This window comes from Amycolatopsis sp. cmx-4-61 (assembly GCF_046548775.1).
Classification (GTDB): domain Bacteria; phylum Actinomycetota; class Actinomycetes; order Mycobacteriales; family Pseudonocardiaceae; genus Amycolatopsis.
This window is the reverse complement of the sequence record NZ_JAEBEI010000019.1, coordinates 134,924-158,021: the sequence shown is the minus strand read 5'-3', so window position 1 is coordinate 158,021 and position 23,098 is coordinate 134,924. Positions and strand designations below refer to the sequence as shown.

Here is a 23,098-nt window from a genome sequence, read left to right as displayed (position 1 = left end):
TCAGACGTCGATCTGATAGGCGATCAACGTGACGTGCGGGAAGGGTCGCCAGTCTCGCTCGGCCAGGCGCGCGAACCCGAGACGCTCGTAGAGCCGGTGCGCGCCGTGCATCCGGTCCACGCTGCTCAGCACGACCTTCCGGAGCCCCAGACTGCGCGCGCGGTCGAACACGGCTCTGGTCAGGGCCTCGCCGACACCGCGGCCACGCGCCGACGGCGCCACCGCCAGCATCCGGAACTCGAGCTCACCCGGCCGCGAGATCTCGGCGTATTCCGACCCCGGCCGCACGATGGTCACGGTCCCGACCACCTCCCCCGCCCCGTCCACGGCGACGAGGACCTCGGCCTCCTCGACTCTCCTCGCGACGTCACGCAGCACGGCGTCGTAGCCGACATCGGCGGCCAGATGGCCGTCGGCTTTGTACGCCTGCACCGTGACTTCGCCCGCCGCGGCGTACTCCTCCGGCCTCGGCGGCCGGATTTCGACATCACCCATCCGTTCCCCCGGTCTCGTCCTCGGCGGTCTCGTCGCCGGCCGGCAGCGCCACCTCCCGCGCCGCATCGGGGCCCTGCTCGAGCAGGACGCGGAAGCCGGCTTCGTCGAGCACCGGCACCTTGAGCTGAACCGCCTTGTCGTATTTCGAACCAGGCGAATCCCCGACGACCACGAAGGCTGTCTTCTTCGAGACCGACCCGGCGGCCTTGCCGCCGCGCGCCATGATGACTTCCTTGGCCTCGTCGCGGGAGAAGCCGTCGAGTGAGCCCGTCACCACGATCGACAGGCCTTCGAGGTTGCGCGGGATCGAGTCGTCGCGTTCCTCTTCCATCCGCACGCCGGCGCGTCGCCACTTTTCGACGATCTCCCGGTGCCAGCCGACCTCGAACCACTCCCGCGTCGCGCGGGCGATGGTCGGGCCGACACCGTCGACGTCCGCGAGCTCTTCCTCGGTCGCCTGCTCGATGCGCTCGACCGAGCCGAACTCACGCGCCAGAGCCTGCGCCGCGGTCGGCCCGACGTGCCGGATCGACAAAGCGACCAGCACCTTCCACAACGGCCGGTCCTTCGCCACCTCGAGGTTGGCGAGCAGCTTTCGCGCGTTCGCCGACAATTCGCCGGCCTTGGTCCGGAACAGCTCGACCTCGGTGAGACTGTCCTCGTCGAGGTCGAAGACGTCGCCCTCGTCGGCGATCACCCGCGCGTCGAGCAGCGCGGCCGCCGCCTCGTACCCGAGGACCTCGATGTCGAAGGCACCGCGCCCGGCCAAGCTGAACAGGCGCTCCCGCAGCTGCGCGGGGCAGAAGCGGCTGTTCGGGCAGCGGATGTCCTTGTCGCCTTCCTTCTGGTAGGCGAGTTCGGTACCGCAGGCCGGGCAGTGGGTAGGCATGACGAACTCGCGCTCGTCACCGGTGCGCGCGTCCACCACCGGCCCGAGGACCTCGGGGATGACGTCGCCGGCCTTCCGGATGACGATCCGGTCGCCGATGAGCACGCCCTTGCGCTTGACCTCTTCCTGGTTGTGGAGGGTGGCCCGCGCGACGGTCGACCCCGCGACCTTGACCGGCTCGGTGACGGCGAACGGAGTCACGCGCCCCGTCCGGCCGACGTTGACCTGGATGTCGAGCAGGGTCGTGATGGCTTCTTCCGGCGGGTACTTGTACGCGATCGCCCACCGCGGCGCGCGCGACGTCGTGCCCAGCCGCCGCTGCAGCGCCACACGATCGACTTTGATCACCACGCCGTCGATCTCGTGCTCGGCGTCGTGCCGGTGTTCACCCCAGTAGGTGATGTGCGTGGTGAGTTCGTCGGCCGACGTCAGGACCTTGCTGTGCGGCGACACCGGAAGCCCCCACGCCGCCAGTGCTTCGTACGCCTCCGACTGACGCTGTGGCTCGAAGCCCTCGCGCTTGCCCAATCCGTGGCAGATCAGCCGCAGCCGCCGCTCGCGGGTGATCTTCGGGTCCTTCTGCCTCAGCGAGCCGGCCGCGGTGTTGCGCGGGTTCGCGTACGGCGGCTTGCCGGCTTCGACCATCTTGGCGTTCAGCTCGAGGAAGTCCTCGACGCGGAAGTAGACCTCTCCCCGCACCTCGACTAGAGCGGGCACGGGGAACTGGTCGTTACCGGTCAGCGCCTCCGGGACCTGATCGAGCGTGCGGACGTTGAGCGTGACGTCCTCGCCGGTCCGGCCGTCGCCGCGGGTGAGCGCCCGGGTGAGGTGGCCGTTTTCGTACAGGAGGTTGATCGCCAGGCCGTCGATCTTCAGCTCGGCCAGGAACTCGGTCTGCCCGACCTCTTTCTCGACGCGCTCCACCCAGGCGAGGAACTCCTCGGTGTCGAACACGTTGTCCAGGCTCAGCATGCGTTCGAGGTGGTCGTACGCGGTGAACTCGGTCGAGAACGTCCCCCCGACCCGTTGAGTCGGCGATTCGGGCGTCACCAAGCCCGGGTACTCGTCCTCGATCTGCTGCAGTTCGCCCAGCAGCTCGTCGAACTGCCCGTCCGAGATGATCGGCGAGTCCAGGACGTAGTACCGGAACTGGTGGTTGCGCAGTTCTTCGGCGAGGGCGCCGTGCCGCTCGCGCACGTCGGCCGGGACGTCGGTCACGTCCTCCGCGGCCGCCGCAACCTGGTCCTGGGGAAGTTCGGTGCTGCTCACGGGTGGTAACCCTAGTCGGCGGTACCGACATTTTCGTCCGGTCCGGCGCCCAGTCCACGGACCAGTTCACGGAACTCCAGAAGGGTGATGGCGCCGGCCGGCTCGGCCTCCGCGGTCTCGACGCGCCGTAACCGTTCGGCGGCGAGCCGTTCACCCAATGTCGCATCGAGCGGCAAGAAGGTCATCGTCCGCCGGGTCGCGTCGTCGAGTTCGCCGAAGTGCGGGTGGAAGACGGCGACGTCGACCACGCGCTCGTCGTCGTCCACCTGAGCTACGACCCGGACATCGGCCAGCGCGATCCGGCGCTCGCCGAGGTTCACCGTCACCTCGGTCGGATCGGGCACCGGCGGCACCGAGTCGTGGTACTCCCAGATCGCGTCGTCGGGCGGCGCGGCAGCACGCCACGCGTCCGTGAACGGGCGCACGTCGGGATCTTCCTGGCCGGTCACGACCAGGGCGTAGATCGCTTGGCGACCACGCTCGAGCGAAAAGTGCAGCCGGGGGTGCAAAGCCTCCACCAGCTGGCAGAGTTCGTGCTCCACCCGATGAGGCTCACCCTCGCCCAATGCCGCGCTGACCATCGGGAGCAGCTCGAACCAGCCTTGCCAGAAAGCGTCCGCAGCAGCCGCCGGATCGTCCGGCACAGTCTGCTCGGGCCACGCCGTGCGCGGATCGGGCGGGTCGGCGGCGGTGCTCTTGCGGCGGAACAGGCGCATGGTCTCGGGTGGTCCTCGTTCGGTCGGCTACCCCGCCAACGCTACTTGCCGGCCGCAGGCAACGTCGGCGAGTCGCCGGATTCCGTCACCAGCCTTCCGGCGGCTCGACGAAGGCTTTGCCGAGGTCCCGCGTCAAGGCCAGGGCCCGGCGCATCCATTCGGGCGTCGCGCCGGCAAGGCCGCAGGCAGGTGTCGGCACCGCCCGTTCGGCGAGGACGCTCCGGTTGAAGCCGAGCCGATCGGCCAACCGGAACGCCGGCTCGCCGACGTCCTTCAAACTCGGCGAAGCGCCGGACGCCGTGGCCGGGACCGCACCCAGGAACAGCGTGGCTCCGCCGTCCCACACTTCCCCGATCTCGTCGAGGAACGCGGCGGAGGCACCGTCGAGCGCTGCAAGGTCGAAGGCCAGGGCGTCCGCACCCGCATCACGCAGCAGGCCCAGGGGCGGTTTCGCCGCGCAGCAGTGCAGGATCACCGGGCGGCCGGTGATCCGCCGGGCACCGTCGATCACGGTGTCGAGCAGCTGGCGGGCCTCGGGTTCGGGCACCGCCGGAACGCTCCCGTAGCCCGACGGCGTCGAGAGATCCCCGGCGAGCACGGCGGGCAACGACGGTTCGTCGAACTGGACCACCACCGGCGCACCGGTCCTGGCCTGCACTTCCGCGACGTGTGTGGTGAGGCCGTCCAGCAGTGACGACGTGAAGTCCCGCAGGGCCCCGCGATCGGTCAGTATCCGGTGTCCGCGGGGTAGTTCGATCCCCGCGCCGAGCGTCCAGGGCCCCGCCAGCTGGACTTTGAAGACCGGCGGGGTGGCTCCCGCCTTCTCCCGCGCCTCCTGCACGGCGTCAAGGTCCCACCGAAGCAGGTCGACGGCGCGGCGGTGCTCGTGCCCGGGCCGAGACGCGACTCGATAGCCGCTCGGCACGACGTCGACGGCCAGGTCGACGAGCAGCGCGGCCGTCCGGCCGAGCATGTCCGCCCCCACGCCGCGGGCCGGCAGTTCGGGCAGGTGCGGGAAGTCGGGCAACTCGCCGAACACGACCGCGGCCGCTTCGGCAGGATCGGTGCCCGGCATCGAGCCGATCGCCGTCGCGGCTCCGTTGGGCCAGATTCGCTCACTCACGAACACCGATTCTGGTGGACATCCCCGTGAAGGCACCGACCGGGGCGCCGGGATGCGGACATTCACCGCATATCCCGTGATCGACGCCATCAGCGGGTCCGGCGGCTATAGGCTGACCGGCCATGACGAGTTCGCCACCGCAGCCGGGCTGGTACCCGGACGCGCGGGATCCCCGTCTGCACCGATGGTGGGACGGCCAGGCCTGGACCGCCGACACCCGGCCGGCGCACCAACCCCCGCCGCCGAGCGATTCCGAGCCGATCGAGCTGGACATCGAACGCCCCCACGACCCGACCCGAGTCCAGGACCAGGTCAATCGCGCGACACGCGGCCGGGGCGGCGCACGTGCCGGGGGCGGCACTCTGTTCACGGAGCCGGTGCTCGTGGTCAACCAGCGCGCCAAGCTGATCGAGATGGCGAACGAGTTCGGCGTGTTCGACCAGCACGGCAACCAGCTCGGCGGCGTCGTCGAGGTGGGCCAGAGCACGCTGAAGAAGGCGATCCGGCTGCTGACCAACTACGACCAGTTCCTCACCCACAAGTTCGAGGTCCGCGACGCCAACCACAGCACCGTGCTCAAGGTGACCCGGCCGGCGAAGGTGTTCAAGTCCCGGTTCCTCGTCACCAGGGCGGACGAGACGCCGATCGGCGAGATCGTCCAGGAGAACGTCTTCGGCAAGATCCGGTTCGGCTTCATCGTCGACGGCCGGTCGGTCGGCGGGATCTTCGCCGAGAACTGGCGCGCCTGGAACTTCTCGATCCGTGATCACGCCGGCACCGAGGTCGCCCGGGTGACCAAGACATGGGGCGGCTTCCTCAAAGCCGCCTTCACCACGGCCGACAACTACGTCGTGGAGATCCCGCACCCACTCCCGGATCCGCTCGCCAGCATGGTCGTCGCCGCGGCCCTGACGATCGACACGGCCCTGAAGCAGGACACCGACTGAGCGAGTGACCGGCGTCTCATCTCCTCCTGGTGGACAGCGGGCCCGGCACCGCTCAGGGTGAAGAAAGGCCGGGACGCCGCAGTCTCGCCGGGACGGAGGTCACCGTGGAACCGTTGCCGGAAAGCAGCGACAGGAACTGGACCGAGCCCGGGATTTACGAGGTCTCGACCGGCGTCTACCGGATCCCGTTGCCGCTGCCCAACGACGCTTTGCGCGCGGTCAACGTCTACGCGGTCACCGACGGCGAGAAGCTGGTTCTGGTCGACGCGGGATGGGCGCTGACCGTGGCCCGGCAACAGCTGGCGGACGCCCTGGGCGGGATCGGCGCCGAACTCGCCGACGTCAGCGAGTTCCTCGTCACCCACGTGCACCGCGACCACTATTCGCAGGCGGTGGTCCTCCGCCGTGACTTCGGTTCGAAGATCGCCCTCGGCCAGGACGAAGAGCCGTCGCTCAAGGCGTCGAACAATCCCGACCGGCTGCCGATGGAGGCCCAGGTCGACCTGTTGTTCCAGGCCGGAGCCGGCGAAGTCGTGGAAGAGCTGGCCCGCCAGTTCGGCACCGACCGGCGGCACACGGAAGCCGACCTCTGGGAAGCGCCCGACGAATGGCTGACGCCGGGACCACGGCCGATCCTGCCCGGGCGCGAATTCGAAGTCGTCGCCACTCCGGGACACACATCCGGGCATGTCGTTTTCGTCGACGACACTGCCGATCTGCTGTTCTCCGGCGACCACGTGCTGCCCCACATCACGCCGTCCATCGGGTTCCAGCCGGTGCCGGCCGAGTTGCCGCTCAACGACTTCATCGACTCACTTTGCCTGGTGCGCGCCATGCCGGACCGCCGCATGCTTCCCGCGCACGGTCCGGTGTCGGAAAGCGTGCACACTCGGATCGACGAACTGCTGGAACACCACCGTCAGCGCCTCGAGACGATCGCCGCGCAAATCGCGGCCGGAGCGACCTGCGCGTACGAGGCCGCACATCGGATCGGGTGGACCCGACGCAACCGCAAACTGTCCGAAATGGACGCGTTCAACCAGATGCTCGCGGTGCTCGAAACCGCGGCGCACCTGGACCTCCTGGTGTCGCAAGGCAAACTGAGCGCTCAAACTGTCGACGGAGTTCGTCGTTACGCGGTGACCTGAGGCCGACGCGGCCGACACTGCCGGTAGCCACCTCGTTGCAGCCAGGTCTGCCGTGCAGCCTGCTGCATACTGGATGAAATGGAGGTCATCAGACGTGCCCGCGCGACGGACATCGAGGCGCTCGTGCGCCTGTTCGGCGCGCCGGGCGAACAGTTGGCAGCCGCCCTCCGGGAACTCACGAACACCCCGCACGTCACACTGGTCGTCGCCGAGGACGACAACGGCGTCGCCGGCACCGCACAGCTGACGGTGCTCCGAGGCCTCGCGTGGGACGGCGCGCCCCGCGGACTGCTCGAGGGCATCCGCGCCGCGCGCCGCGGCGTGACGAGCGCTCTCCTGACCTGGGGCATCGACGAAGCCCGCCGGCGCGGCTGCACGCGCATTCACCTCGATGCGGGCCTCAACCGCGGCGACCTGCGGGACTTCTACGCCCGCTTCGGGTTCGAGTACGGCTACCAGGGGTTCACCCGCATCCTGTGAGACTGACGTCGTGACTGATTACGCGATCCGCCGGGCACAGCGTGAAGACATCGATGCGATCGTGCGCATGCTGGCGGACGACCAACTCGGCGCCACGCGGGACGACCCCGGCGACCTCGAGCCATACCTGCGCGCCTTCGATGAGATCGACGCCGATCCCCACCAGCTTCTGGTGGTCGTCACTGTCGGGGACAAGCCGGTCGGCACCCTGCAGCTGACGATCATTCCGGGACTGGCCAGGCGCGGCGCACTTCGTGGCCAGATCGAGGCCGTGCGGATCCACGCCGACCATCGGGGCGCCGGATTGGGTGCCGATCTCGTGCGCTGGGCGATCGACGAGTCACGGCGGCGCGAGTGCGCCCTCGTGCAACTCACGTCGGACACCTCCAGGACGGAGGCACACCGATTCTACCAACGCCTCGGGTTCATCCCGAGTCACACGGGCTTCAAACTGAAGATTTGAGTGACAAAGCCCTGCAAAAGCACCAGTTCTGAAGTCCATTAAGGACAATCCCTTCCGGGGTCGGTCGCGGATGCACAATGGCACCGTCCCGAAATATTTGCGCCAAGTCAAGCGAGCGTCACGAACGGCCCGTTCGTGACGTTTTTGCTGACTTTCACCGTCAGTCGAAGTACGGTCGGTCTCATGACGCATTCACAACCGGTCCGCCAGCTCGTTCCTGCGACTTCCCGAGGCATCGACGACTTCCCGCCCAGCGTGCGGTCTTTCCGAGCCGATCCGAACTCGTTGCAGTACATGAAAGATGATCAGGTCATCGACCTGATCCGCGATACCGACGGCGAGATTTCGAAGCTGCAAGCGTTGCAGCTTCGGGCGATCGCAGATCTGAGCGTGCGCCGGAGACGGGCGCTCAGCGCGTCCTCGGAAGTCGCGTTGGCTCTGTCCATAACGGAACACCGCGCCAGCGCCATCGTTTCCGCGGCCAACGCGCTGATCGCCCGCCTCCCGCGCATGCTCAACCTGATGGACGCCGGCCGGCTCGACCTGCATCGCGCCATGAAGGTCACCGATGCGACAGCATGGCTGTCGGGAGATGACGTCCGTGTCGTCGATGCGACACTCGAGGACCGGGTTCCGGGGAAGAACGCCACCCAGATCCGCCGGGCCGCCACCTATGCGGCCGCCCAGGTCGATCCGGAGGGCGCAGCGCTCCGCACCGAACGAAAGCTCGTCGAGCGACGCCTCACCCTGCACCACCAAGATACCGGGGTGACTCACCTGTCGGTGAACAACGCAGCCACCGAGAAGGCAGCGGCCGCCTACGCCCGCGTCGACCAGGCCGCCCGGGCGTTGAAGACGCCGGAGGAACCGCGCACGCTCGATCAGCTCCGGGCGGATGTGGCCATCGACCTGCTGCTCAGCGGCACCGGCGGCCCGAGCGAACGCGCCGAAGTGTTCCTGCACATCGACCTGGCCACCTACATCGGCCTCAACCAGACCCCGGTGGCGCTGGCCGGCCGCGGGCCCATCGGGGCCAAGCTGGCTCGTCACATCATCGGCGGGGCCAACACGACGCTGCGCCGGGTTCTCACCGACCCGCGAACGGGTCACGCCGTCGAACTGTCTCCGACACGCTATCCGCTCGATCAGGACGAGTTCGTCCGGGTTCGCGACCAGGAGTGCCGACAGCCCGGCTGCACCCGTCCCGCCCAGAGTTGCCAGGTCAAGGCGATTCGCACGAAAGGTGAAGGTGACACGGACGAGGCTGCCACGTTCTGCTCACGGCACAGCAAGCTCGAGGGGCAGCCTGGCTGGAACTACGAAGTCACGCCGGACGGCACTGTCAACGTCACAACGCCATCAGGACAGGTGCAGTCGACGACGCCACCGTCGGTGCACCCCGGCCGCCGACGGACGAACCGGCTCCGGAAGAAGCCGCGAAAGTGACGGATGATCAGCGGGTGCCCGAGATCTTCGCGCTGCCGAGGACGACGTCCCCGCCTTCGGCATCAGGGCGGTAAAGCACGACGACCTGACCCGGAGCGACTCCGCGCAGCGGCTCGCGCAAGTGCACTGTCATCGTGTCGGAGTCCACGTCGGCAACCGCGTCGACGATGCCTCCGTGGGCCCGGACCTGGACCACGCATTCGGTCGGCTCGGTCAGCGGGCGGCCGCTGGGCCAGATCGCCCGGTCGGCCTCGATGACCTTGACGCCGAGACCGGCCACGGAGCCGACCTTGACGGATCCCGACACCGGTTCGAGCGACAGCACGTACCGAGGACGGCCATCCGGCGCCGGAGCGTCGATCCCCAGCCCCTTGCGCTGGCCGACCGTGAACCCGTGCACCCCGGTGTGACGGCCGAGGACTGCACCCGTTTCCGCGTCGACGAGCTCGCCGGGACGCTGGCCCAGCCGGTTCTCCAGGAACTTCCTGGTGTCGCCGTCGGGGATGAAGCAGATGTCGTGGCTGTCCGGCTTGTTGGCGACGGACAGACCTCGTCGCTCCGCCTCGGCTCGCACGTCGCTCTTCCACGAATCCCCGAGGGGGAACATGGCGTGGCTGAGCTGTTCCGACGTCAGGGACGCGAGCACGTACGACTGGTCCTTGCCCGTGTCCGCGCTACGACGCAACTCGGGCACACCATCTTCCACGGAGAGGCGTGCGTAGTGACCTGTGGCGACCGCATCGAATCCGAGTGCCATCGCCTTCTCGAGAAGTGCTTCGAACTTGATCTTCTCGTTGCAGGTGACACACGGATTGGGGGTACGTCCGGCAGCGTATTCGCCCACGAAGGTCTCAACGACTTCTTCAGTGAAGCGCTCGGCGAAGTCCCAGATGTAGAAGGGAATCCCGAGGATGTCGGCGGCCCGCCGGGCGTCGTGCGAGTCCTCGATCGTGCAGCACCCGCGCGAGCCGGTCCGCAGCGTTCCCGGCTTGGCGGACAGAGCCAGGTGCACGCCGACAACATCGTGCCCGGCGTCGACCGCACGCGCTGCGGCGACCGCCGAGTCCACTCCTCCGCTCATCGCGGCCAGAACCCGCATTGTCCTACACCTCTTGCTTCTGAGTCTGCTTGCGCATTCCGGCGAGGCCGGCCTGCCGGGCGCGCAGGACGACACCACCGATTTCCGCAGCCACGGCCTCGACATCGGCGGCGGTGGACGTGTGGCCGAGGGAGAAACGGAGGGAACCGCGAGCCGCCGCCGGATCGGCCCCCATGGCGAGCAGGACGTGACTCGGTTGAGCGACGCCTGCTGTGCACGCGGACCCAGTCGAGCATTCGATGCCCTTGGCGTCCAGCAGCATCAGAAGACTGTCGCCGGCGCAACCCGGGAAAGTGAAGTGGGCATGGCTGGGGAGCCGCTCGCCAACCCCACCGTTGAGGACAGCGTCGGGTACCTCCCGTCGGACGGCCTCGACCAGTCCGTCCCGGAGTTCCTCCACTCGCTTCGCGTACTCGGGCCGACTCGCGACGCTGCTTCGGACAGCAGTCGCGAAACCAACGATCGCCGGGACGTCCAGGGTGCCAGAGCGGACATTGCGCTCCTGACCTCCGCCGTGCAGCAGGGGCGTGCAAGGAACGTCGCGACCGAGCAGAAGCGCTCCCACTCCGAAGGGGCCACCGAGCTTGTGACCGGTGAGGGTGAGCGCAGCGGCTCCACTGGCCCCGAAATCGACGGGAGTGGCCCCGACCGCCTGGACCGCGTCGGTGTGGAGCGGGATCTCGAACTCGGCGCACACCGCCGCCAGCTCGGCGATCGGATTGATCGTGCCGACCTCATTGTTCGCCCACATCACGGTGGCGAGCGCCACGGTCTTCGGATTCGCGGCGATGGCGGTCCGGAGGACTTCAGGCGACACCCGTCCCTGGCTGTCCACATCCAGCAAGGTGACCTCGGCGTCGCTGTGGGCTTCGAGCCACTCGACCGTGTCCAGGACGGCGTGGTGTTCCGCGGCTCCGCACAGGATGCGACGACGCTGCTCCTGCTCGCCACGGCGGGCCCAGTAGATGCCCTTGATCGCCAGGTTGTCGCTCTCGGTGCCGCCGCCGGTGAAGATGACCTCGGAGGGACGGGCGCCCAGCGCCTCGGCGATGGTTTCGCGGGCTTCCTCGACCATCCGGCGCGCTCGACGGCCGGAAGAGTGCAGCGCCGAGGCGTTGCCCACGGTGGACAGCGCCTCGGTCATCGCCGCTATGGCTTCGGGCAACATCGGAGTGGTCGCCGCGTGGTCGAGATAGGTCATCGCTCGTCCAGGGTAGTCCGCTCCAGCGCGTGACGAAGCCCACCCTGGCCCTCGGAGTGGGCTGTCACACCTTTGACGGCCACCGCCCGGTCAGCCGGACGCCCACCATCGCGAGGGTCACCAAGGCGACGGTGAGCAGGGCCATCGCCGGCGAAGGGTCGAACACCGAGCCGATCGCGCCGAGCAGGACACCACCCAGACCGATGAGCAGGGCGGACCCGACCCAGTCCGCGAGCTGCATCGCGGAGGTGTTGAAGCCGCGCTCGCCTTCTGGCGAGTAGCGCAACAGGAGGACTGAGATAGCGGGTATGGCGATCCCCATGCCCGCCCCGCCGACCGCACAGGCCAGGAACGCGACCCAGCCGGGGACCCACGGCTGCGAAACCAAGCCGAAGCCGACCAAGCCCGCCGCGACCAGCCAGAACCCGGTGCGCAGTGAAGTCTCCCGCGACCAGCCGAGGTACCGCCCTTGCGCTGCCGACGCCGCGGACCAACCCAAGGCGGTGATCGTCAACGGCAGGCCCGCGAGGGCGGGGCTGTAGCCGTGGACCGCACTCATCGTCAGCGGGAGGTACGCCTCCATTCCCGCGTACGCGCCGGCGATCAGGGCGCGAGAAGCGACGACCGTCGGCAGGCCGGGGCGGGAAGTCAACGTGCCGGCCGGCAGCAGCCTGCGCAGCGCATAGCCCAGGGCGATGAGTCCGACCGCGCCGTAAGCGAGCGCGAGGAGCGACTGGTGCTGGGCCGCCCACGTCAACGCCGCGACGCCGAGTGCGGCGATGACCGCTTGGGGCACGCTCGCCTGCCGGGCGTCCGTGGCCGGTTCGTGTGCGGGCAAGCGCTGGACGACCACGACGAGCATCGCGACCCCGGCGGCCACGAACGGGAGCAAGCCGAGGAAGACCCAGCGCCAGCCGACGCTCACCGTCACGACTCCGGCCACCGAAGGCCCGATGACCGCGGGCAAGACCCAGGCGGCGGCGTTCGCGGCGTAGATGACCGGGCGTTCGTGGTCGGTGAACGTCAGCGCGATCAGGAGGGAAATCGAGACCAGGAGCAGCCCCGCGCCGAAGCCCTGCAGCGCTCGACCGAGGAGGAACACCGGCATTCCGGTCGCCGTCCCCGCGACCACAAGGCCCGCCGCGAACAGCAAGGGGCCGGCCAGCAGGGCCGGCGCCGGGCCGCGGCGGTCGCCGATCCGGCCCGAGAGCACCGTCGCGACCACGCTGGAAATGAGGAAGATCGTGAACGGCCACGAATAGAGCGACAACCCGTGCAGGTCGGCGACCAGGGTGGGCATCGCCGTCGCCACGCCCATGCTCTCGAACGCGACCAACGTGACCACCAGCAGCAGCGCAATCGTGGTCAGCCGATGTTCCGCGCTCCAGAGCACACTTCGGCGACGCGGTGCGGAGTCGATCGGGGAGGCCATGATCAGCAGCGTGCACCCTCCAGCACGCTGGAGGTCAAGGCGGTTCAGGCGGAACGATGTGCCACCGGTTCCAGCGGCAGATCGCGAGCCAGCGCGGCCGCCTCGCCCCGGGAGCTCACGCCCAGCTTCTCCAGGATGTTGCGGACGTGGAACTTCACCGTGTGCTCGCTGAGCTGCAGTTGTCCGGCGATCTGCCGGTTGCGCAGGCCTTGGGAGATGCCGGACAGGACCTCCAGTTCGCGCGGGTTGAGGCGGTCGAGCGGACGCAGTTCCGGCGGTTCGGCCACGCCGAGTGGGAGGGCCGCGGTGACCGTCGTGCCCCAGCCCGGTACCGCGTCGACCTCCCAGTGGCCGCCGAGGGCCGTGAGCCGCTCGGTCAGGCCCCGGGGCGGGATCGCGTCGGCGGCTTCCGGACAGTCGTCGCGGACCGTGATCCGCAGCCGCGATCCCTCGACGCGCCAGGACGCCCGCAGGCGCGTGGTCGCCGGGCGGTCCAAAGCGGTGAGCACCAGGCCGCGGGTCAGGGTGCGAGCCGTGTGGGCGATGTCCTGCGGGAGAGACGCGTCGCCGACCGGATCGGCGAGATCGACGTCCACCTCCGTGTGCCGCACCAGGTCGGCCAGCTGGGTCCTGAGGACGGCGAACGCCGCGTCCGTCTGCTCCGCGGACATGACCTGGTCGCGGTCGACGACGCCTTTGAGGTCGAGCAGTGCGTCGGCGGCGAGGTCGACCGCGGTGCGGCGGGCGACGGCGTCGGAGAGCCGGCCGGAGCGGAGCACCGACAAGAGTGTCACCAGGGTTGTCGCGTGCGACTGGCCGAGGTCCGTGATCGCCTGGGCACGTGCGGACGCCGCGGCGAGACTGCTGGCCAGGACGCCCGGGCCCGGGTCCGTCGCCCGCTGGCCCGCGTCGGTGCTGACGATGTGCCACAGCCGGGCCGCCAGCTCCAGTTCCGCGGCCGGCGGCTCCGCGGCCTCCGGCACCACGGCGATCACCGCGCCCTGGCCGACCGCCGGCGTCGAAGCGAGCAGGACCAGACGGCGCTCGACGCCGCCGAGCACGCCGTCGATCACCAGGGCTTTGCCCGGCTCACTGCGGTCGACCAGCCGCTGCAGCTCGACGCTCGTCACGGCGTGGGTGATCGTTTCGTCGCCGATCGTCTTGAGCGGGCTGCGGGGACAGTCGCCCGTTTGCATCGCGGCCGCGCGGAGCGGGATGAGCTTGCCCAGCTCGGCCGCGACTCGGCTGAGGAACTGGGGCCGCGGTGCCGACAGGAGGCGCTCGACGACGTCCAGCACGTGCCGCGGATCCGACCAGGAAGCGTCCATGCGACCAAGGTAAGCGCGTCCAGGGGCAGGCGGCCTGCTCGTCCGGCTAGTGAACACTGCTCGTCCGGGCGGTTCGGCTGCTCCGCCGGGCGAGTTGACTTCCGGAGGAGGACATTCGAATGTCACGAACCAAGGAGTGAGAACCACCATGCGAGCGATCACCTTCTCCGCATACGGCGGACCGGAAGTCCTGCAGCTGTCCGACGTCCCGCTGCCGGAGCCGGGCCCCGGACAGGTGCGGCTCGCCGTGCGGGCTGCCGGGGTCAACCCGATCGACTGGAAGATCCGCAACGGCGCCATGCAGCAGAACTTCCAGGTCTCGTTCCCCCACATCCCGGGCCTGGAGGTCGCCGGAGTCGTCGACGCCGTCGGAGAGGGCGCGGACTTCGCGGTGGGCGACGAGGTTTTCGGCTGGTCGGAAACCGGCGCCTACGCCGAGTACGTCCTGGCGAAGGCGATCGCGCCGAAGCCCGCGAGCCTTTCGTGGGCGGACGCCGCCGCGCTGCCGGTCGCCGGCGAGACCGCGCTCCGCGTCCTCGGGCTGCTCGGGGTCCGTGAGGGCGAGACGCTGCTGCTCCTCGGGGCCAGCGGCACGGTCGGGCGGTTCGCCGCTCAGGTCGCCGTCGCGCAGGGCGTGACCGTCATCGGGACCGGGGGAAGCCGGAGCATCGAAGACCTCAAGTCGCTGGGTGTCGTGCCCGTGCTCTACGGCGACGGCTGGGTGCAGCGGGTCCGCGAGGCCGCGCCCGGACCGGTGGACGCCGTGTTCGACGCCGCCGGGCACGGGGTGCTGCCGGGGGCCGTCGAGCTGCGGGGCACCAAGGACCGGATCGTCACCATCGCCGACGCGGCCGCGTTCGAGCTGGGGATCACGTTCTCCAGCGGGGGCGAGCAGAGCCGTGAGGTCCTCACCGGGATCGCCGGCTGGGTGACCGATCGCGGCGTCGGCATCGCGCAGGGCAAGAGCTACCCGCTGGCCGAGGCGGCCGCGGCGCAGGTCGAGAGCGAGGGCGGGCACCCTGGCGGAAAATTGACCATCACGGTCGGCTGACCGACAGCGGGACCAATCCGGGCCTGTCGCCGGATCGCGGCGACAGGGCCCGGATCACTTCGCGGGAGGCGAAGCCAGTGGGGCCGCCTGGCGGCGCGGGGTCCGGCGGCGCTGCTGGGCCGGGATCTGGACCGTGCCCAGCGCGGAATGGACCGCCGACTCGGCGAGGGCGGCCAGTTCGCGGCGGGTTTCCGCGCGACCAGGGGCGATCTCCGGGCAGACGTGGATCTCGAGCACCAAGCCGCGCAGGGCCGCGACCCGGCGCAGGGACGCGATCAGCGACTCCGGTCCGATGAACGCCGGGCGGCTGGTCTCGCGGCCGTCGGCGAGGCGGTACCGCAGCGCGATCGGGCGCACCGGGACACCGCCGTCGATGGCCGCCTGGAACGTCGCCGTCGTGAACCGGCCCGAGGCCAGGCCGCACCACGTCGTGCCTTCCGGGGTGACGCTCACCAGCGAGCCCGTCCGCAAAGCGTCGGCCAGGGCCGCCATCGTGGCGGGCAACGTCGTCAGCCGCTCGCGGTCGAGGAAGATGCTGCCGCCGCGGCGGACCAGGCCGCCCAGCACCGGCCAGCCCGCGATCTCCTTCTTGGCCAGCGCGCGCATCGGCCGCAGGGCGTTGATCGCGACGATGTCCAGCCACGAGATGTGGTTGTTGACCACCAGCGCGCCACGGCCGGCGGGCGCGGTCAGGAAGTCGGCGCCGCCGCGGATGTCCAGGCGCACGCCGAACGCTCGCAGGACGCCGCGGAAGATCAGCCTGAGCAGGCGCTCGCGGCCCGGGGCGACCAGGAGCAAGGGCGCGGACACCAGCGCCGCGAGGACGACCGAGGCCGCCGCCGCGAAGCGCAGCGCTCGTCGCCAAAAACCGACCACCGGGTCGTCGGCGGTGAGGCAACCGTCGCCGCAGGGCGACGACGGCATCCACGCGTGGCTCATCCCCGGCCCCCGAGGAAGAACTTCAGGTACCGCTCGTCGACGTTCTGCAGGTCCAGGAGGACGAAGAAGTCCGCGACGCCGAAGTCGGCGTCCAGCGCCGGCGGCCCGCAGACCTTCGCGCCGAGCCGGACGTAGCCCTTGATCAGCGGCGGCAGCGTGGGCCGCGCCGGGCGCTCGATGCCCGAGGCGTCCCAGGGGATCAGCGGCGTGACGCGAGTGGCCTCGTCGGAGTAGTGCTTGGTGCGCAGGACGTCCCGCACGCCGGCGGCGAAGGAGCCGTCGTCCACCAGCGGGACGGACGCGCAGCCGGCGAGGTAGCGGTGACCGGAAAGCAGCATGTAGCGGGCGATCCCGGCCCAGACCAGGCTGACGACGGCGCCGCTGCGGTGGTCCGGGTGCACGCACGACCGGCCCGTTTCGACCAGCGACGGGCGCAGGCCCGCGATCGCCGTCAGGTCGAATTCGCTGTCGGCGTAGAGCTTCCCCGCCTGGACGGCGCGCTCGGGCGGCAGCATGCGGTAGCAGCCGACGATGTCGCCCGTGTTGTCGTCGCGGACCACGAGGTGGTCGCAGAACTCGTCGAACTCGTCGACGTCGAGACCGGGCCGCGGGGAGTGGAGGCGCGCACCCATTTCCTCGGCGAAAACCCGGTGCCGCAGTTTCTGGGCCGCGACCACTTCGTCGTTCGCGTGCGCGACGAGAAGCGAGTACCGGGGAGCGTCGGCGGGGAGCTCCGCACCCGCCTGATCAGTGCTGACGAGGAGCTGTGACGTCGTCATGGTCAAGGTTTACCTGCGCGGAGGAAGCCGCGGAGAGTGCCATCCGATGACCGATAAATGCACGTTCAGTTAATGGCGGGTTCTCTGTCCCGAAAACGCGCGAAGGGCCTTCCGGGTCGCCCCCGGAAGGCCCTTCGCGGGCGAAGATCAGCCCTTGCGCTTCTCGACCGCCTCGGTCAGCTGCGGCGCGACGTTGAACAGGTCGCCGACGATGCCGAAGTCGGCGATCTCGAAGATCGGCGCCTCCGGGTCCTTGTTGACGGCGATGATCGTCTTCGACGTCTGCATGCCGGCGCGGTGCTGGATCGCGCCGGAGATGCCGAGCGCGATGTACAGCTGCGGCGACACCGTCTTGCCGGTCTGGCCGACCTGGAACTGCGCCGGGTAGTAGCCGGAGTCGACGGCGGCACGCGACGCGCCGACGGCCGCGCCGAGCGAGTCGGCCAGCTTCTCGACGACGTCGAACTTGTCCGCCGAGCCGACGCCGCGGCCACCGGAGACCACGATCGAGGCCTCGGTCAGCTCCGGCCGGTCGCCGCCCGTGACCGGCTCGACGCCGGTGATCTTGGTGGCCTTGGCCGCGTCGACCGCGGGGACCTCGACGGTCTCCTCGGCCGCGGCACCCTCGGCCGGCTCGGCCTCGACCGCACCCGGGCGGATGGAGACGACCGGCGCGCCCTTCGCGGACTTGGACTTGACCGAGAACGCACCACCGAAGATTGACTGGTCGATGACGCCGTCGCCGTTGACGCCCACGGCGTCGTAGATCAGGCCGGAGCCCAGGCGCACGGCCAGGCGGGCGGCGACCTCCTTGCCCTCACCGCTGGCGGTGACGAGCACGGCGGCCGGGGACGCCTGCTGCGCGAGCGCGGCGAGCACGTCTACCTTGGGCGTGACCAGGTAGTTCGCGGCGTCGTCGCCTTCTGCGACATACACCTTGGCGGCGCCGTGCGACGCCAGCGCCTGCTTCGCCTTCGCGGCGGTCCCCGTCGGGCCGACGACGACGGCCGACGGCTCACCGAGTGCGCGGGCGGCGGTCAGCAGCTCGAGCGTGACCTTCTTGACCTCACCGTCGACGTGGTCGACGAGGACGAGTACTTCAGCCATGGTTCTACTTCCTCCTCGAAGAGCCGTTGTCAGATGAGCTTCTGGCCGACCAGGTACTCGGCGACCTTGGCGCCGCCGTCGCCCTCGTCTTCGACCTTCTCGCCGGCGGTGCGCGGCGGCTTCGGCGCGGATTCGGTCACGGTGGACCACGCGTTGCCGAGGCCGACCTCGCCCGCGTCGACGCCCAGGTCGGCGATGGTGAACGTCTCGACCGGCTTCTTCTTCGCGGCCATGATGCCCTTGAAGGACGGGTAGCGCGGCTCGTTGATCTTCTCGCCGACGCTCACGATCGCGGGCAGGCTCGCCTCGAGGTGGGTCAGGCCGTCTTCGGTCTCGCGGGTGGCCTTGATCGTCGAGCCGTCGACGGTCAGCTCACGCACGTAGGTGACCTGCGGCAGGCCGAGCAGCTCGGCGAGGATCGCCGGGACGGCGCCACCGCGGCCGTCGGACGACTCGTTGCCGGCGATGACCAGGTCGAAGCCCTCGACCTTGCCGATCGCGGCGGCCAGCACCTTCGCGGTGGCGATCGCGTCGGAGCCGTGCAGCGCCTCGTCGGAGACGTGGATGGCCTTGTCGGCGCCCATGGACAGCGCCTTGCGGATGGCGTCGGTCGCGCGGTCCGGGCCCACCGAGATCACGGTGACCTCGCCCTCGCCGGCTTCCTTGATCTTCAGCGCTTCTTCGACGGCCTTCTCGTTGATCTCGTCGAGCACGGCGTCGGCGGATTCGCGGTCAAGGGTGTGGTCGGACCCGTTGAGCTTCCGCTCCGAGTAGGTGTCCGGTACCTGCTTGACCAGGACGACGATGTTGGTCATGGGTCTGCTTCGACCTCCCGGTTCGTGGCCCGCGGTCGACCACGGGACAGTGCTCTACTGGCCGGTAGATTAGGGCCATTCCGCCGCCAGGACCCGTCGAGGTGACGCCATTCACCTGGATGCGCAATCTAGTGGGACGATCGTCCCGGTAGTCGACCGGTTACCTCGCCTGAACTGCCGTTCGTCCGATCGGACCAACCACGGCCTACTCGCAGTGGGTCTCAGGCATTAATCTCCCCCACCATGCCCGCGCGCATCGCCGTCATCACCGACTCGAGCTCCTGCCTTCCCGACCTCGTCGCCTCCCGCTGGTCGATCGGGGTCGTCCAGATCCAGCTGAGCCTCGGCAGCCACTTCGACGACGAAAACCGCTTCGACCGCGGCGAAGTGATCGACGCCATGAGAGCCGGGCACGTGATCACGACCGCGCCCCCGGACCCGGGGGCGTTCTTCTGGGCTTACCAGGAGGCGGCCGCTTCCGGCGCGACCGCCATCGTGAGCATCCATCTCTCCGGCCGCATGTCCGACACCCTCCGCGCGGCTCGGGAGGCCGCCCAGCAGGTCCGCATCCCCGTGCACGTCCTCGACAGCCGGACCACCGGCATGAGCCTCGGCTTCGCCGCCGTGTCCGCCGCCCGGGCGGCCGCGGCCGGCGCGGACGCCACCCGGGTCATCGAAGCGGCCGAACGCCGGTGCAGCACGAGCACGGAGTTCATCTACGTCGACACCCTCGAGTACCTCCGCCGTGGGGGCCGCATCGGCGCCGCGCAGGCCATGCTCGGTAGCGCGTTTTCGATCAAACCGCTGCTCACGGTCAAGGACGGCGAGGTCGCACCGCTCGCCCGCGTCCCCGGCACGCGCCGCGCGCTGGCCAAGATGGTCGACCTCGCGGTGAAGAAGTCCGGCGGGTTCCGCGCCGACATCGCCGTGACGCGCTTCGGCGCCAGCGACCACGAACTGGAGATCGGCAGGCAGATCGAACGCCGGGTGCCGGCGATGGTCGAGAGCATGGTCGTCGAGGCGAGCACGGTCATCGGCGCCCACCTCGGCCCCGGCGCGCTCGGCATCACGGTGTCGCCGGTCGGCTGACCCGCCGCCCGGGGACCAGCAGGACCACGAGCGGGAAAACGACGCCGAGCCCGGTCGTCACGAGGATCAGCACCTGGTCGATCCGCTCGAAGTGCGACACGTGGCCGAGGTGGTAGAGGAAGTGCGGGACGCCGAAGAGCAGGGCGGCGACCGCCGCGAGCCGCGCGACGGCTGTGGTACCGATCACGGCGGCTCCGATCAGCAGCGCGGCGAGCGCGAGGTTGAGGCCGCCGAAGTCGCGCAGGAGGTGCTCGTTGAACGGCCCGTCCATCGCCACCCAGCCGACGCGGAACCCGGGAAAGTCCTGGTAGAAGCCGGCGGGTGAGACCAGTGGCCAGATTCCGACCACGGCTTCGACGAGGCCGAAGACGGCGAGCAGTACGCGGGTGATGGTCCGTTGCATGACCACGGAACGAGACGGCGGCGCCGGACGTGACACCGCTAGGGTCGCGGAGGTGACCACCCCAGCCACCCGGGCCGAGGCGCTGCACCTGACCGGCGAGCGGACCGTCCCCGGCATCGCCGAGGAGAACTACTGGTTCCGGCGCCACGAAGCCGCATACGCCGCCCTGCTCCCCCACTGCGCGGACGCGACGGTGCTCGAAGCCGGCTGCGGCGAGGGCTACGGCGCGAGCCTCCTCGCGACGACGGCCCGCCGGGTGCTCGCGCTCGACTACGACGTCCCGACGACCGAGCACGTCGCCCGCCGCTACCCCGAGGTCGCCGTCGCGCGGGCGAACCTGGCCTTCCTCCCCGTCCGCCACGGCGCGGTCGACGTCGTGGCCAATTTCCAGGTCATCGAGCACCTGTGGGACCAGGCCGGGTTTCTCGCCGAGTGCCGGCGGGTGTTGCCGCGAAACGGCAAACTGCTGGTCACGACCCCGAACCGGCTCACCTTCACCCCGGACAGCGACACGCCGCTGAACCCGTTCCACACCCGCGAGCTGGCGCCGTCCGAGCTGGCCGGGCTGCTCACCGACGCCGGCTTCGAGGTCGAAACCCTGCACGGGCTGCACCACGGCGAGGCCGTGCGCGCGCTCGACGAGCGGTACGGCGGTTCGATCATCGACGCCCAGCTCGACGTGGTCATGGGCAAGCTCCCGGGGCAGGCCGTGTGGCCGGAGGCGCTGCTCGCCGACGTCGCCGCGATCGAGGCCACCGGCTTCGACATCCACGGCGAGGACCTCGACGCGAGCCTCGACCTGATCGCCGTGGCGGTGCGGCGATGAGCGAGGGCACCTTCTGCCTCGTCCTGCACAGCCACCTGCCCTGGCTGCCGCACCACGGGAGCTGGCCGGTCGGCGAGGAGTGGCTCTACCAGGCGTGGGCGCACTCCTACCTGCCGATGGTCGAGCTCCTGGAGCGCTTCGCCGACGAAGGCCGCCGTGACGTGCTGACGCTGGGCGTGACGCCGGTGCTGGCCGCCCAGCTCGACGACCCGTACAGCATCCGCGCCTTCCACGACTGGCTCGGCCACTGGCAGCTGCGTGCCCAGCACGCGGCGACCCTGTGGCGCGGCGATCCACTGCTGCGCGAGCTCGCCGCGGCTGAGTACCGGACCGCCGTCCGCGCGGCGGAAGAGCTCGGGACGCGGTGGCGGCACGGGTTCTCGCCGGTCCTTCGTCCGCTGGTCGACAATTCGACGATCGAGCTCCTCGGCGGGCCGCTGGCCCACCCGTTCCAGCCGCTGCTGGACCCCCGGGTGCGGGAGTTCGCGCTCAACGCCGGCCTCGCCGACACCGCGCTGCGGCTCGGGACGCGACCGGAGGGGATCTGGGCGCCCGAGTGCGGTTACGCCCCTGGTCTGGAAAACGGCTACGCGGCCGCGGGCGTGCGGCGGTTCATGGTCGACGGCCCGTCGCTGCGCGGCGAAACCTGGGCCGCGCGGCCGGTCGGCGACACCGGCGTCCTCGCCTTCGGCCGGGACCTCGAGGTCACCTACCGCGTCTGGTCGCCGAAGGCCGGCTACCCCGGCCACGCCGCCTACCGCGACTTCCACACCTGGCAGCACGAGGTGGGCCTCAAGGCCGCGCGGGTCACCGGCAAGACGGTCGAGCCGCAGGACAAGGCGCCCTACGACCCGGCGCTCGCCGCCGACGTGCTGGGAACGCACGTCAAGGACTTCGTCGAGACCGTCGTGACGCGGCTGCGGTCGTTGAAGCAGCAGCACGGGCGTGAGGCGCTCGTGGTCGCCGCGTACGACACGGAGCTGTTCGGACACTGGTGGCACGAAGGACCGGCGTGGCTGGAGGGCGTGCTGCGCGCGCTGCCCGAGGCCGGAGTGCGGGTGACGACGCTGAAGGGCGCGATGGAGGCCGGCCACGTCGGCGAACCGGTCGACCTGCCGTCGTCGTCGTGGGGGTCGGGCAAGGACTGGCGCGTCTGGGACGGCGAGCAGGTCCAGGACATGGTCGCCGCCAACACCGCGTTGCAGGACCGGCTGCTCACCCTGGTCTGGGGGCTGGACCGGACGGCGCGGGACACCGTCGCCGACCAAGCCGTCGCCGAGGCCATGCTCGCGCTGGAAAGCGACTGGGCGTTCATGGTCACCAAGGACTCGGCCGCGGACTACGCCCGTCGTCGCGCGGCGGTCCACACCGACCGCTTCGACGCGCTGGCCGGCTTGCTCCGGCGCGGCGACCGCGCGCGGGCCGAGGAGCTCGCCGCGGCCTACCGCGCCGACGACGGACCGTTCGGGCACCTCGACGCCCGGGCGCTGAAGCACGACTGAAAGGGACCCACCGGATGGGAATCGACGAAATTCCGCTCAAGACCCTCGACGGCCGGGACAGCTCGCTGGGCGAGTTCGCCGGGAAAGCGCTGCTCGTGGTCAACGTCGCGTCGAAGTGCGGCCTGACCCCGCAGTACTCCGGCCTCGAGCGCCTGCAGGAACGCTTCGGCACGCAGGGCTTCTCCGTCGTCGGGTTCCCGTGCAACCAGTTCGCCGGCCAGGAGCCGGGCAGCGCGGAGGAAATCCAGACGTTCTGCTCGACGACCTACGGCGTCACGTTCCCGCTGTTCGAGAAGATCGACGTCAACGGCGAAAGCCGGCACCCGCTCTACGCCGAGCTGACCGAGACCGCCGACGCCGAGGGCGCGGCCGGCGACGTCCAGTGGAACTTCGAGAAGTTCCTGGTCGGCGCCGACGGCGAGGTCCTGGCGCGGTTCCGGCCGCGCACCGAGCCCGAGGACGAAGCGGTCCTCAAGGCCATCGAAGCGGCGCTGCCGGCCTGAGAATCACGGCGGGGGACGCCGGTCCCCCGCCGTCGACGGCGGTTGCCG

23 protein-coding genes are annotated in these 23,098 nt (G+C 70.1%); 10 read left to right on the top strand and 13 right to left on the bottom strand.

All coding sequences use genetic code 11. The annotated features are described in order from the left end of the window. The 4 genes from ACLJOU_RS37885 to ACLJOU_RS37870 form a co-directional block, all read right to left on the bottom strand. Complete coding sequence (locus ACLJOU_RS37885) at positions 1-495, bottom strand: GNAT family N-acetyltransferase (protein WP_410574099.1); 495 nt, start codon at positions 493-495, stop codon at positions 1-3. Beyond that, a complete protein-coding gene (gene ligA, locus ACLJOU_RS37880; protein ID WP_410574098.1) occupies positions 488-2,653 on the bottom strand; it encodes an NAD-dependent DNA ligase LigA in 2,166 nt (721 codons plus the stop codon). The genes ACLJOU_RS37885 and ligA overlap by 8 nt, the downstream gene beginning before the upstream one ends. Positions 2,654-2,664: 11 nt before the next feature. Further along, on the bottom strand, positions 2,665-3,369 hold the full coding sequence (locus tag ACLJOU_RS37875) for a hypothetical protein (RefSeq protein WP_410574097.1): 705 nt from the start codon (positions 3,367-3,369) through the stop codon (positions 2,665-2,667). Between the two features lie 85 nt (positions 3,370-3,454). Beyond that, positions 3,455-4,492 carry a methionine synthase gene (locus ACLJOU_RS37870; RefSeq protein ID WP_410574096.1) on the bottom strand — a complete coding sequence of 346 codons (1,038 nt, stop codon included), beginning with the start codon at positions 4,490-4,492 and terminating at the stop codon, positions 3,455-3,457. Between the two features lie 122 nt (positions 4,493-4,614). Between ACLJOU_RS37870 and ACLJOU_RS37865 the strand changes: the two genes are divergently transcribed. From ACLJOU_RS37865 to ACLJOU_RS37845, 5 genes are all read left to right on the top strand, one after another. Then, positions 4,615-5,439 carry a phospholipid scramblase-related protein gene (locus ACLJOU_RS37865; RefSeq protein ID WP_410574095.1) on the top strand — a complete coding sequence of 275 codons (825 nt, stop codon included), beginning with the start codon at positions 4,615-4,617 and terminating at the stop codon, positions 5,437-5,439. A gap of 104 nt (positions 5,440-5,543) precedes the next feature. Then, the gene (locus ACLJOU_RS37860; protein ID WP_410574094.1) at positions 5,544-6,587 is read left to right on the top strand and encodes an MBL fold metallo-hydrolase; all 1,044 of its coding nucleotides are present in this window, start codon (positions 5,544-5,546) and stop codon (positions 6,585-6,587) included. Positions 6,588-6,665: 78 nt separating this feature from the next. Next, positions 6,666-7,067 (top strand): GNAT family N-acetyltransferase, encoded by a 402-nt coding sequence (locus tag ACLJOU_RS37855; RefSeq protein ID WP_410574093.1) that lies wholly within the window; start codon positions 6,666-6,668, stop codon positions 7,065-7,067. A 10-nt stretch (positions 7,068-7,077) separates the two neighbouring features. Continuing rightward, positions 7,078-7,530, top strand: a complete 453-nt coding sequence (locus ACLJOU_RS37850) for a GNAT family N-acetyltransferase (protein WP_410574092.1) — start codon at positions 7,078-7,080, stop codon at positions 7,528-7,530. A 183-nt stretch (positions 7,531-7,713) separates the two neighbouring features. After that, the gene (locus tag ACLJOU_RS37845) at positions 7,714-8,976 is read left to right on the top strand and encodes a DUF222 domain-containing protein (RefSeq protein ID WP_410574091.1); all 1,263 of its coding nucleotides are present in this window, start codon (positions 7,714-7,716) and stop codon (positions 8,974-8,976) included. 7 nt (positions 8,977-8,983) lie between these two features. On the opposite strand, the gene mnmA is transcribed toward ACLJOU_RS37845, so the two are convergent. The 4 genes from mnmA to ACLJOU_RS37825 form a co-directional block, all read right to left on the bottom strand. Then, positions 8,984-10,075, bottom strand: a complete 1,092-nt coding sequence (gene mnmA / locus ACLJOU_RS37840; RefSeq protein ID WP_410574142.1) for a tRNA 2-thiouridine(34) synthase MnmA — start codon at positions 10,073-10,075, stop codon at positions 8,984-8,986. A gap of 4 nt (positions 10,076-10,079) precedes the next feature. Further along, positions 10,080-11,276: a cysteine desulfurase family protein gene (locus ACLJOU_RS37835; RefSeq protein WP_410574090.1), complete on the bottom strand. Its 1,197-nt coding sequence runs from the start codon at positions 11,274-11,276 to the stop codon at positions 10,080-10,082. Between the two features lie 64 nt (positions 11,277-11,340). Continuing rightward, positions 11,341-12,708, bottom strand: coding sequence for an MFS transporter (locus tag ACLJOU_RS37830; protein ID WP_410574089.1), 1,368 nt, complete (start codon positions 12,706-12,708; stop codon positions 11,341-11,343). 44 nt (positions 12,709-12,752) lie between these two features. Further along, positions 12,753-14,036, bottom strand: a complete 1,284-nt coding sequence (locus tag ACLJOU_RS37825) for a helix-turn-helix transcriptional regulator (RefSeq protein WP_410574088.1) — start codon at positions 14,034-14,036, stop codon at positions 12,753-12,755. Between the two features lie 148 nt (positions 14,037-14,184). Between ACLJOU_RS37825 and ACLJOU_RS37820 the strand changes: the two genes are divergently transcribed. Then, positions 14,185-15,087, top strand: a complete 903-nt coding sequence (locus ACLJOU_RS37820) for an NADP-dependent oxidoreductase (RefSeq protein ID WP_410574087.1) — start codon at positions 14,185-14,187, stop codon at positions 15,085-15,087. A gap of 54 nt (positions 15,088-15,141) precedes the next feature. Here the strand turns inward: ACLJOU_RS37820 and ACLJOU_RS37815 are convergent, their stop codons facing one another. From ACLJOU_RS37815 to ACLJOU_RS37800, 4 genes are all read right to left on the bottom strand, one after another. Beyond that, on the bottom strand, positions 15,142-16,026 hold the full coding sequence (locus tag ACLJOU_RS37815) for a lysophospholipid acyltransferase family protein (RefSeq protein WP_410574086.1): 885 nt from the start codon (positions 16,024-16,026) through the stop codon (positions 15,142-15,144). Next, positions 16,023-16,805: a GNAT family N-acetyltransferase gene (locus tag ACLJOU_RS37810; protein WP_410574085.1), complete on the bottom strand. Its 783-nt coding sequence runs from the start codon at positions 16,803-16,805 to the stop codon at positions 16,023-16,025. Before ACLJOU_RS37810 ends, ACLJOU_RS37815 begins: the two co-directional genes overlap by 4 nt. Positions 16,806-16,952: 147 nt before the next feature. Further along, positions 16,953-17,912 (bottom strand): electron transfer flavoprotein subunit alpha/FixB family protein, encoded by a 960-nt coding sequence (locus ACLJOU_RS37805; protein WP_410574084.1) that lies wholly within the window; start codon positions 17,910-17,912, stop codon positions 16,953-16,955. Positions 17,913-17,941: 29 nt separating this feature from the next. After that, positions 17,942-18,727, bottom strand: coding sequence for an electron transfer flavoprotein subunit beta/FixA family protein (locus tag ACLJOU_RS37800; protein ID WP_410574083.1), 786 nt, complete (start codon positions 18,725-18,727; stop codon positions 17,942-17,944). A 243-nt stretch (positions 18,728-18,970) separates the two neighbouring features. Here ACLJOU_RS37800 and ACLJOU_RS37795 point away from each other — a divergent pair, with 243 nt between their 5' ends. Next, positions 18,971-19,816 (top strand): DegV family protein, encoded by an 846-nt coding sequence (locus tag ACLJOU_RS37795; protein ID WP_410574082.1) that lies wholly within the window; start codon positions 18,971-18,973, stop codon positions 19,814-19,816. Here ACLJOU_RS37795 and ACLJOU_RS37790 read toward each other — a convergent pair. Continuing rightward, complete coding sequence (locus tag ACLJOU_RS37790; RefSeq protein ID WP_410574081.1) at positions 19,794-20,219, bottom strand: hypothetical protein; 426 nt, start codon at positions 20,217-20,219, stop codon at positions 19,794-19,796. The two genes, ACLJOU_RS37795 and ACLJOU_RS37790, sit on opposite strands and share 23 nt — an antisense overlap. Before the next feature lie 52 nt (positions 20,220-20,271). Between ACLJOU_RS37790 and ACLJOU_RS37785 the strand changes: the two genes are divergently transcribed. The 3 genes from ACLJOU_RS37785 to ACLJOU_RS37775 are packed head-to-tail and all read left to right on the top strand — an operon-like array spanning position 20,272 to position 23,050. Then, positions 20,272-21,045 (top strand): methyltransferase domain-containing protein, encoded by a 774-nt coding sequence (locus ACLJOU_RS37785; RefSeq protein WP_410574141.1) that lies wholly within the window; start codon positions 20,272-20,274, stop codon positions 21,043-21,045. Further along, positions 21,042-22,547 (top strand): 1,4-alpha-glucan branching protein domain-containing protein, encoded by a 1,506-nt coding sequence (locus ACLJOU_RS37780; RefSeq protein ID WP_410574080.1) that lies wholly within the window; start codon positions 21,042-21,044, stop codon positions 22,545-22,547. Before ACLJOU_RS37785 ends, ACLJOU_RS37780 begins: the two co-directional genes overlap by 4 nt. 14 nt (positions 22,548-22,561) lie before the next feature. Beyond that, positions 22,562-23,050 carry a glutathione peroxidase gene (locus ACLJOU_RS37775; RefSeq protein WP_410574079.1) on the top strand — a complete coding sequence of 163 codons (489 nt, stop codon included), beginning with the start codon at positions 22,562-22,564 and terminating at the stop codon, positions 23,048-23,050. The last annotated feature ends 48 nt before the right edge of the window (positions 23,051-23,098 follow it).

Coding starts and splice junctions, on each gene's coding strand:
- ACLJOU_RS37810 (WP_410574085.1), bottom strand. CDS start 16,805: ATGACGACGTCACAGCTCCTCGTCAGCACTGATCAGGCGGGTGCGGAG.
- mnmA (WP_410574142.1), bottom strand. CDS start 10,075: ATGCGGGTTCTGGCCGCGATGAGCGGAGGAGTGGACTCGGCGGTCGCC.
- ACLJOU_RS37815 (WP_410574086.1), bottom strand. CDS start 16,026: ATGAGCCACGCGTGGATGCCGTCGTCGCCCTGCGGCGACGGTTGCCTC.
- ACLJOU_RS37885 (WP_410574099.1), bottom strand. CDS start 495: ATGGGTGATGTCGAAATCCGGCCGCCGAGGCCGGAGGAGTACGCCGCG.
- ACLJOU_RS37790 (WP_410574081.1), bottom strand. CDS start 20,219: ATGCAACGGACCATCACCCGCGTACTGCTCGCCGTCTTCGGCCTCGTC.
- ACLJOU_RS37875 (WP_410574097.1), bottom strand. CDS start 3,369: ATGCGCCTGTTCCGCCGCAAGAGCACCGCCGCCGACCCGCCCGATCCG.
- ACLJOU_RS37800 (WP_410574083.1), bottom strand. CDS start 18,727: ATGACCAACATCGTCGTCCTGGTCAAGCAGGTACCGGACACCTACTCG.
- ACLJOU_RS37845 (WP_410574091.1), top strand. CDS start 7,714: ATGACGCATTCACAACCGGTCCGCCAGCTCGTTCCTGCGACTTCCCGA.
- ACLJOU_RS37825 (WP_410574088.1), bottom strand. CDS start 14,036: ATGGACGCTTCCTGGTCGGATCCGCGGCACGTGCTGGACGTCGTCGAG.
- ACLJOU_RS37865 (WP_410574095.1), top strand. CDS start 4,615: ATGACGAGTTCGCCACCGCAGCCGGGCTGGTACCCGGACGCGCGGGAT.
- ACLJOU_RS37805 (WP_410574084.1), bottom strand. CDS start 17,912: ATGGCTGAAGTACTCGTCCTCGTCGACCACGTCGACGGTGAGGTCAAG.
- ACLJOU_RS37775 (WP_410574079.1), top strand. CDS start 22,562: ATGGGAATCGACGAAATTCCGCTCAAGACCCTCGACGGCCGGGACAGC.
- ACLJOU_RS37855 (WP_410574093.1), top strand. CDS start 6,666: ATGGAGGTCATCAGACGTGCCCGCGCGACGGACATCGAGGCGCTCGTG.
- ACLJOU_RS37780 (WP_410574080.1), top strand. CDS start 21,042: ATGAGCGAGGGCACCTTCTGCCTCGTCCTGCACAGCCACCTGCCCTGG.
- ACLJOU_RS37795 (WP_410574082.1), top strand. CDS start 18,971: ATGCCCGCGCGCATCGCCGTCATCACCGACTCGAGCTCCTGCCTTCCC.
- ACLJOU_RS37835 (WP_410574090.1), bottom strand. CDS start 11,276: ATGACCTATCTCGACCACGCGGCGACCACTCCGATGTTGCCCGAAGCC.
- ACLJOU_RS37820 (WP_410574087.1), top strand. CDS start 14,185: ATGCGAGCGATCACCTTCTCCGCATACGGCGGACCGGAAGTCCTGCAG.
- ACLJOU_RS37830 (WP_410574089.1), bottom strand. CDS start 12,708: ATGGCCTCCCCGATCGACTCCGCACCGCGTCGCCGAAGTGTGCTCTGG.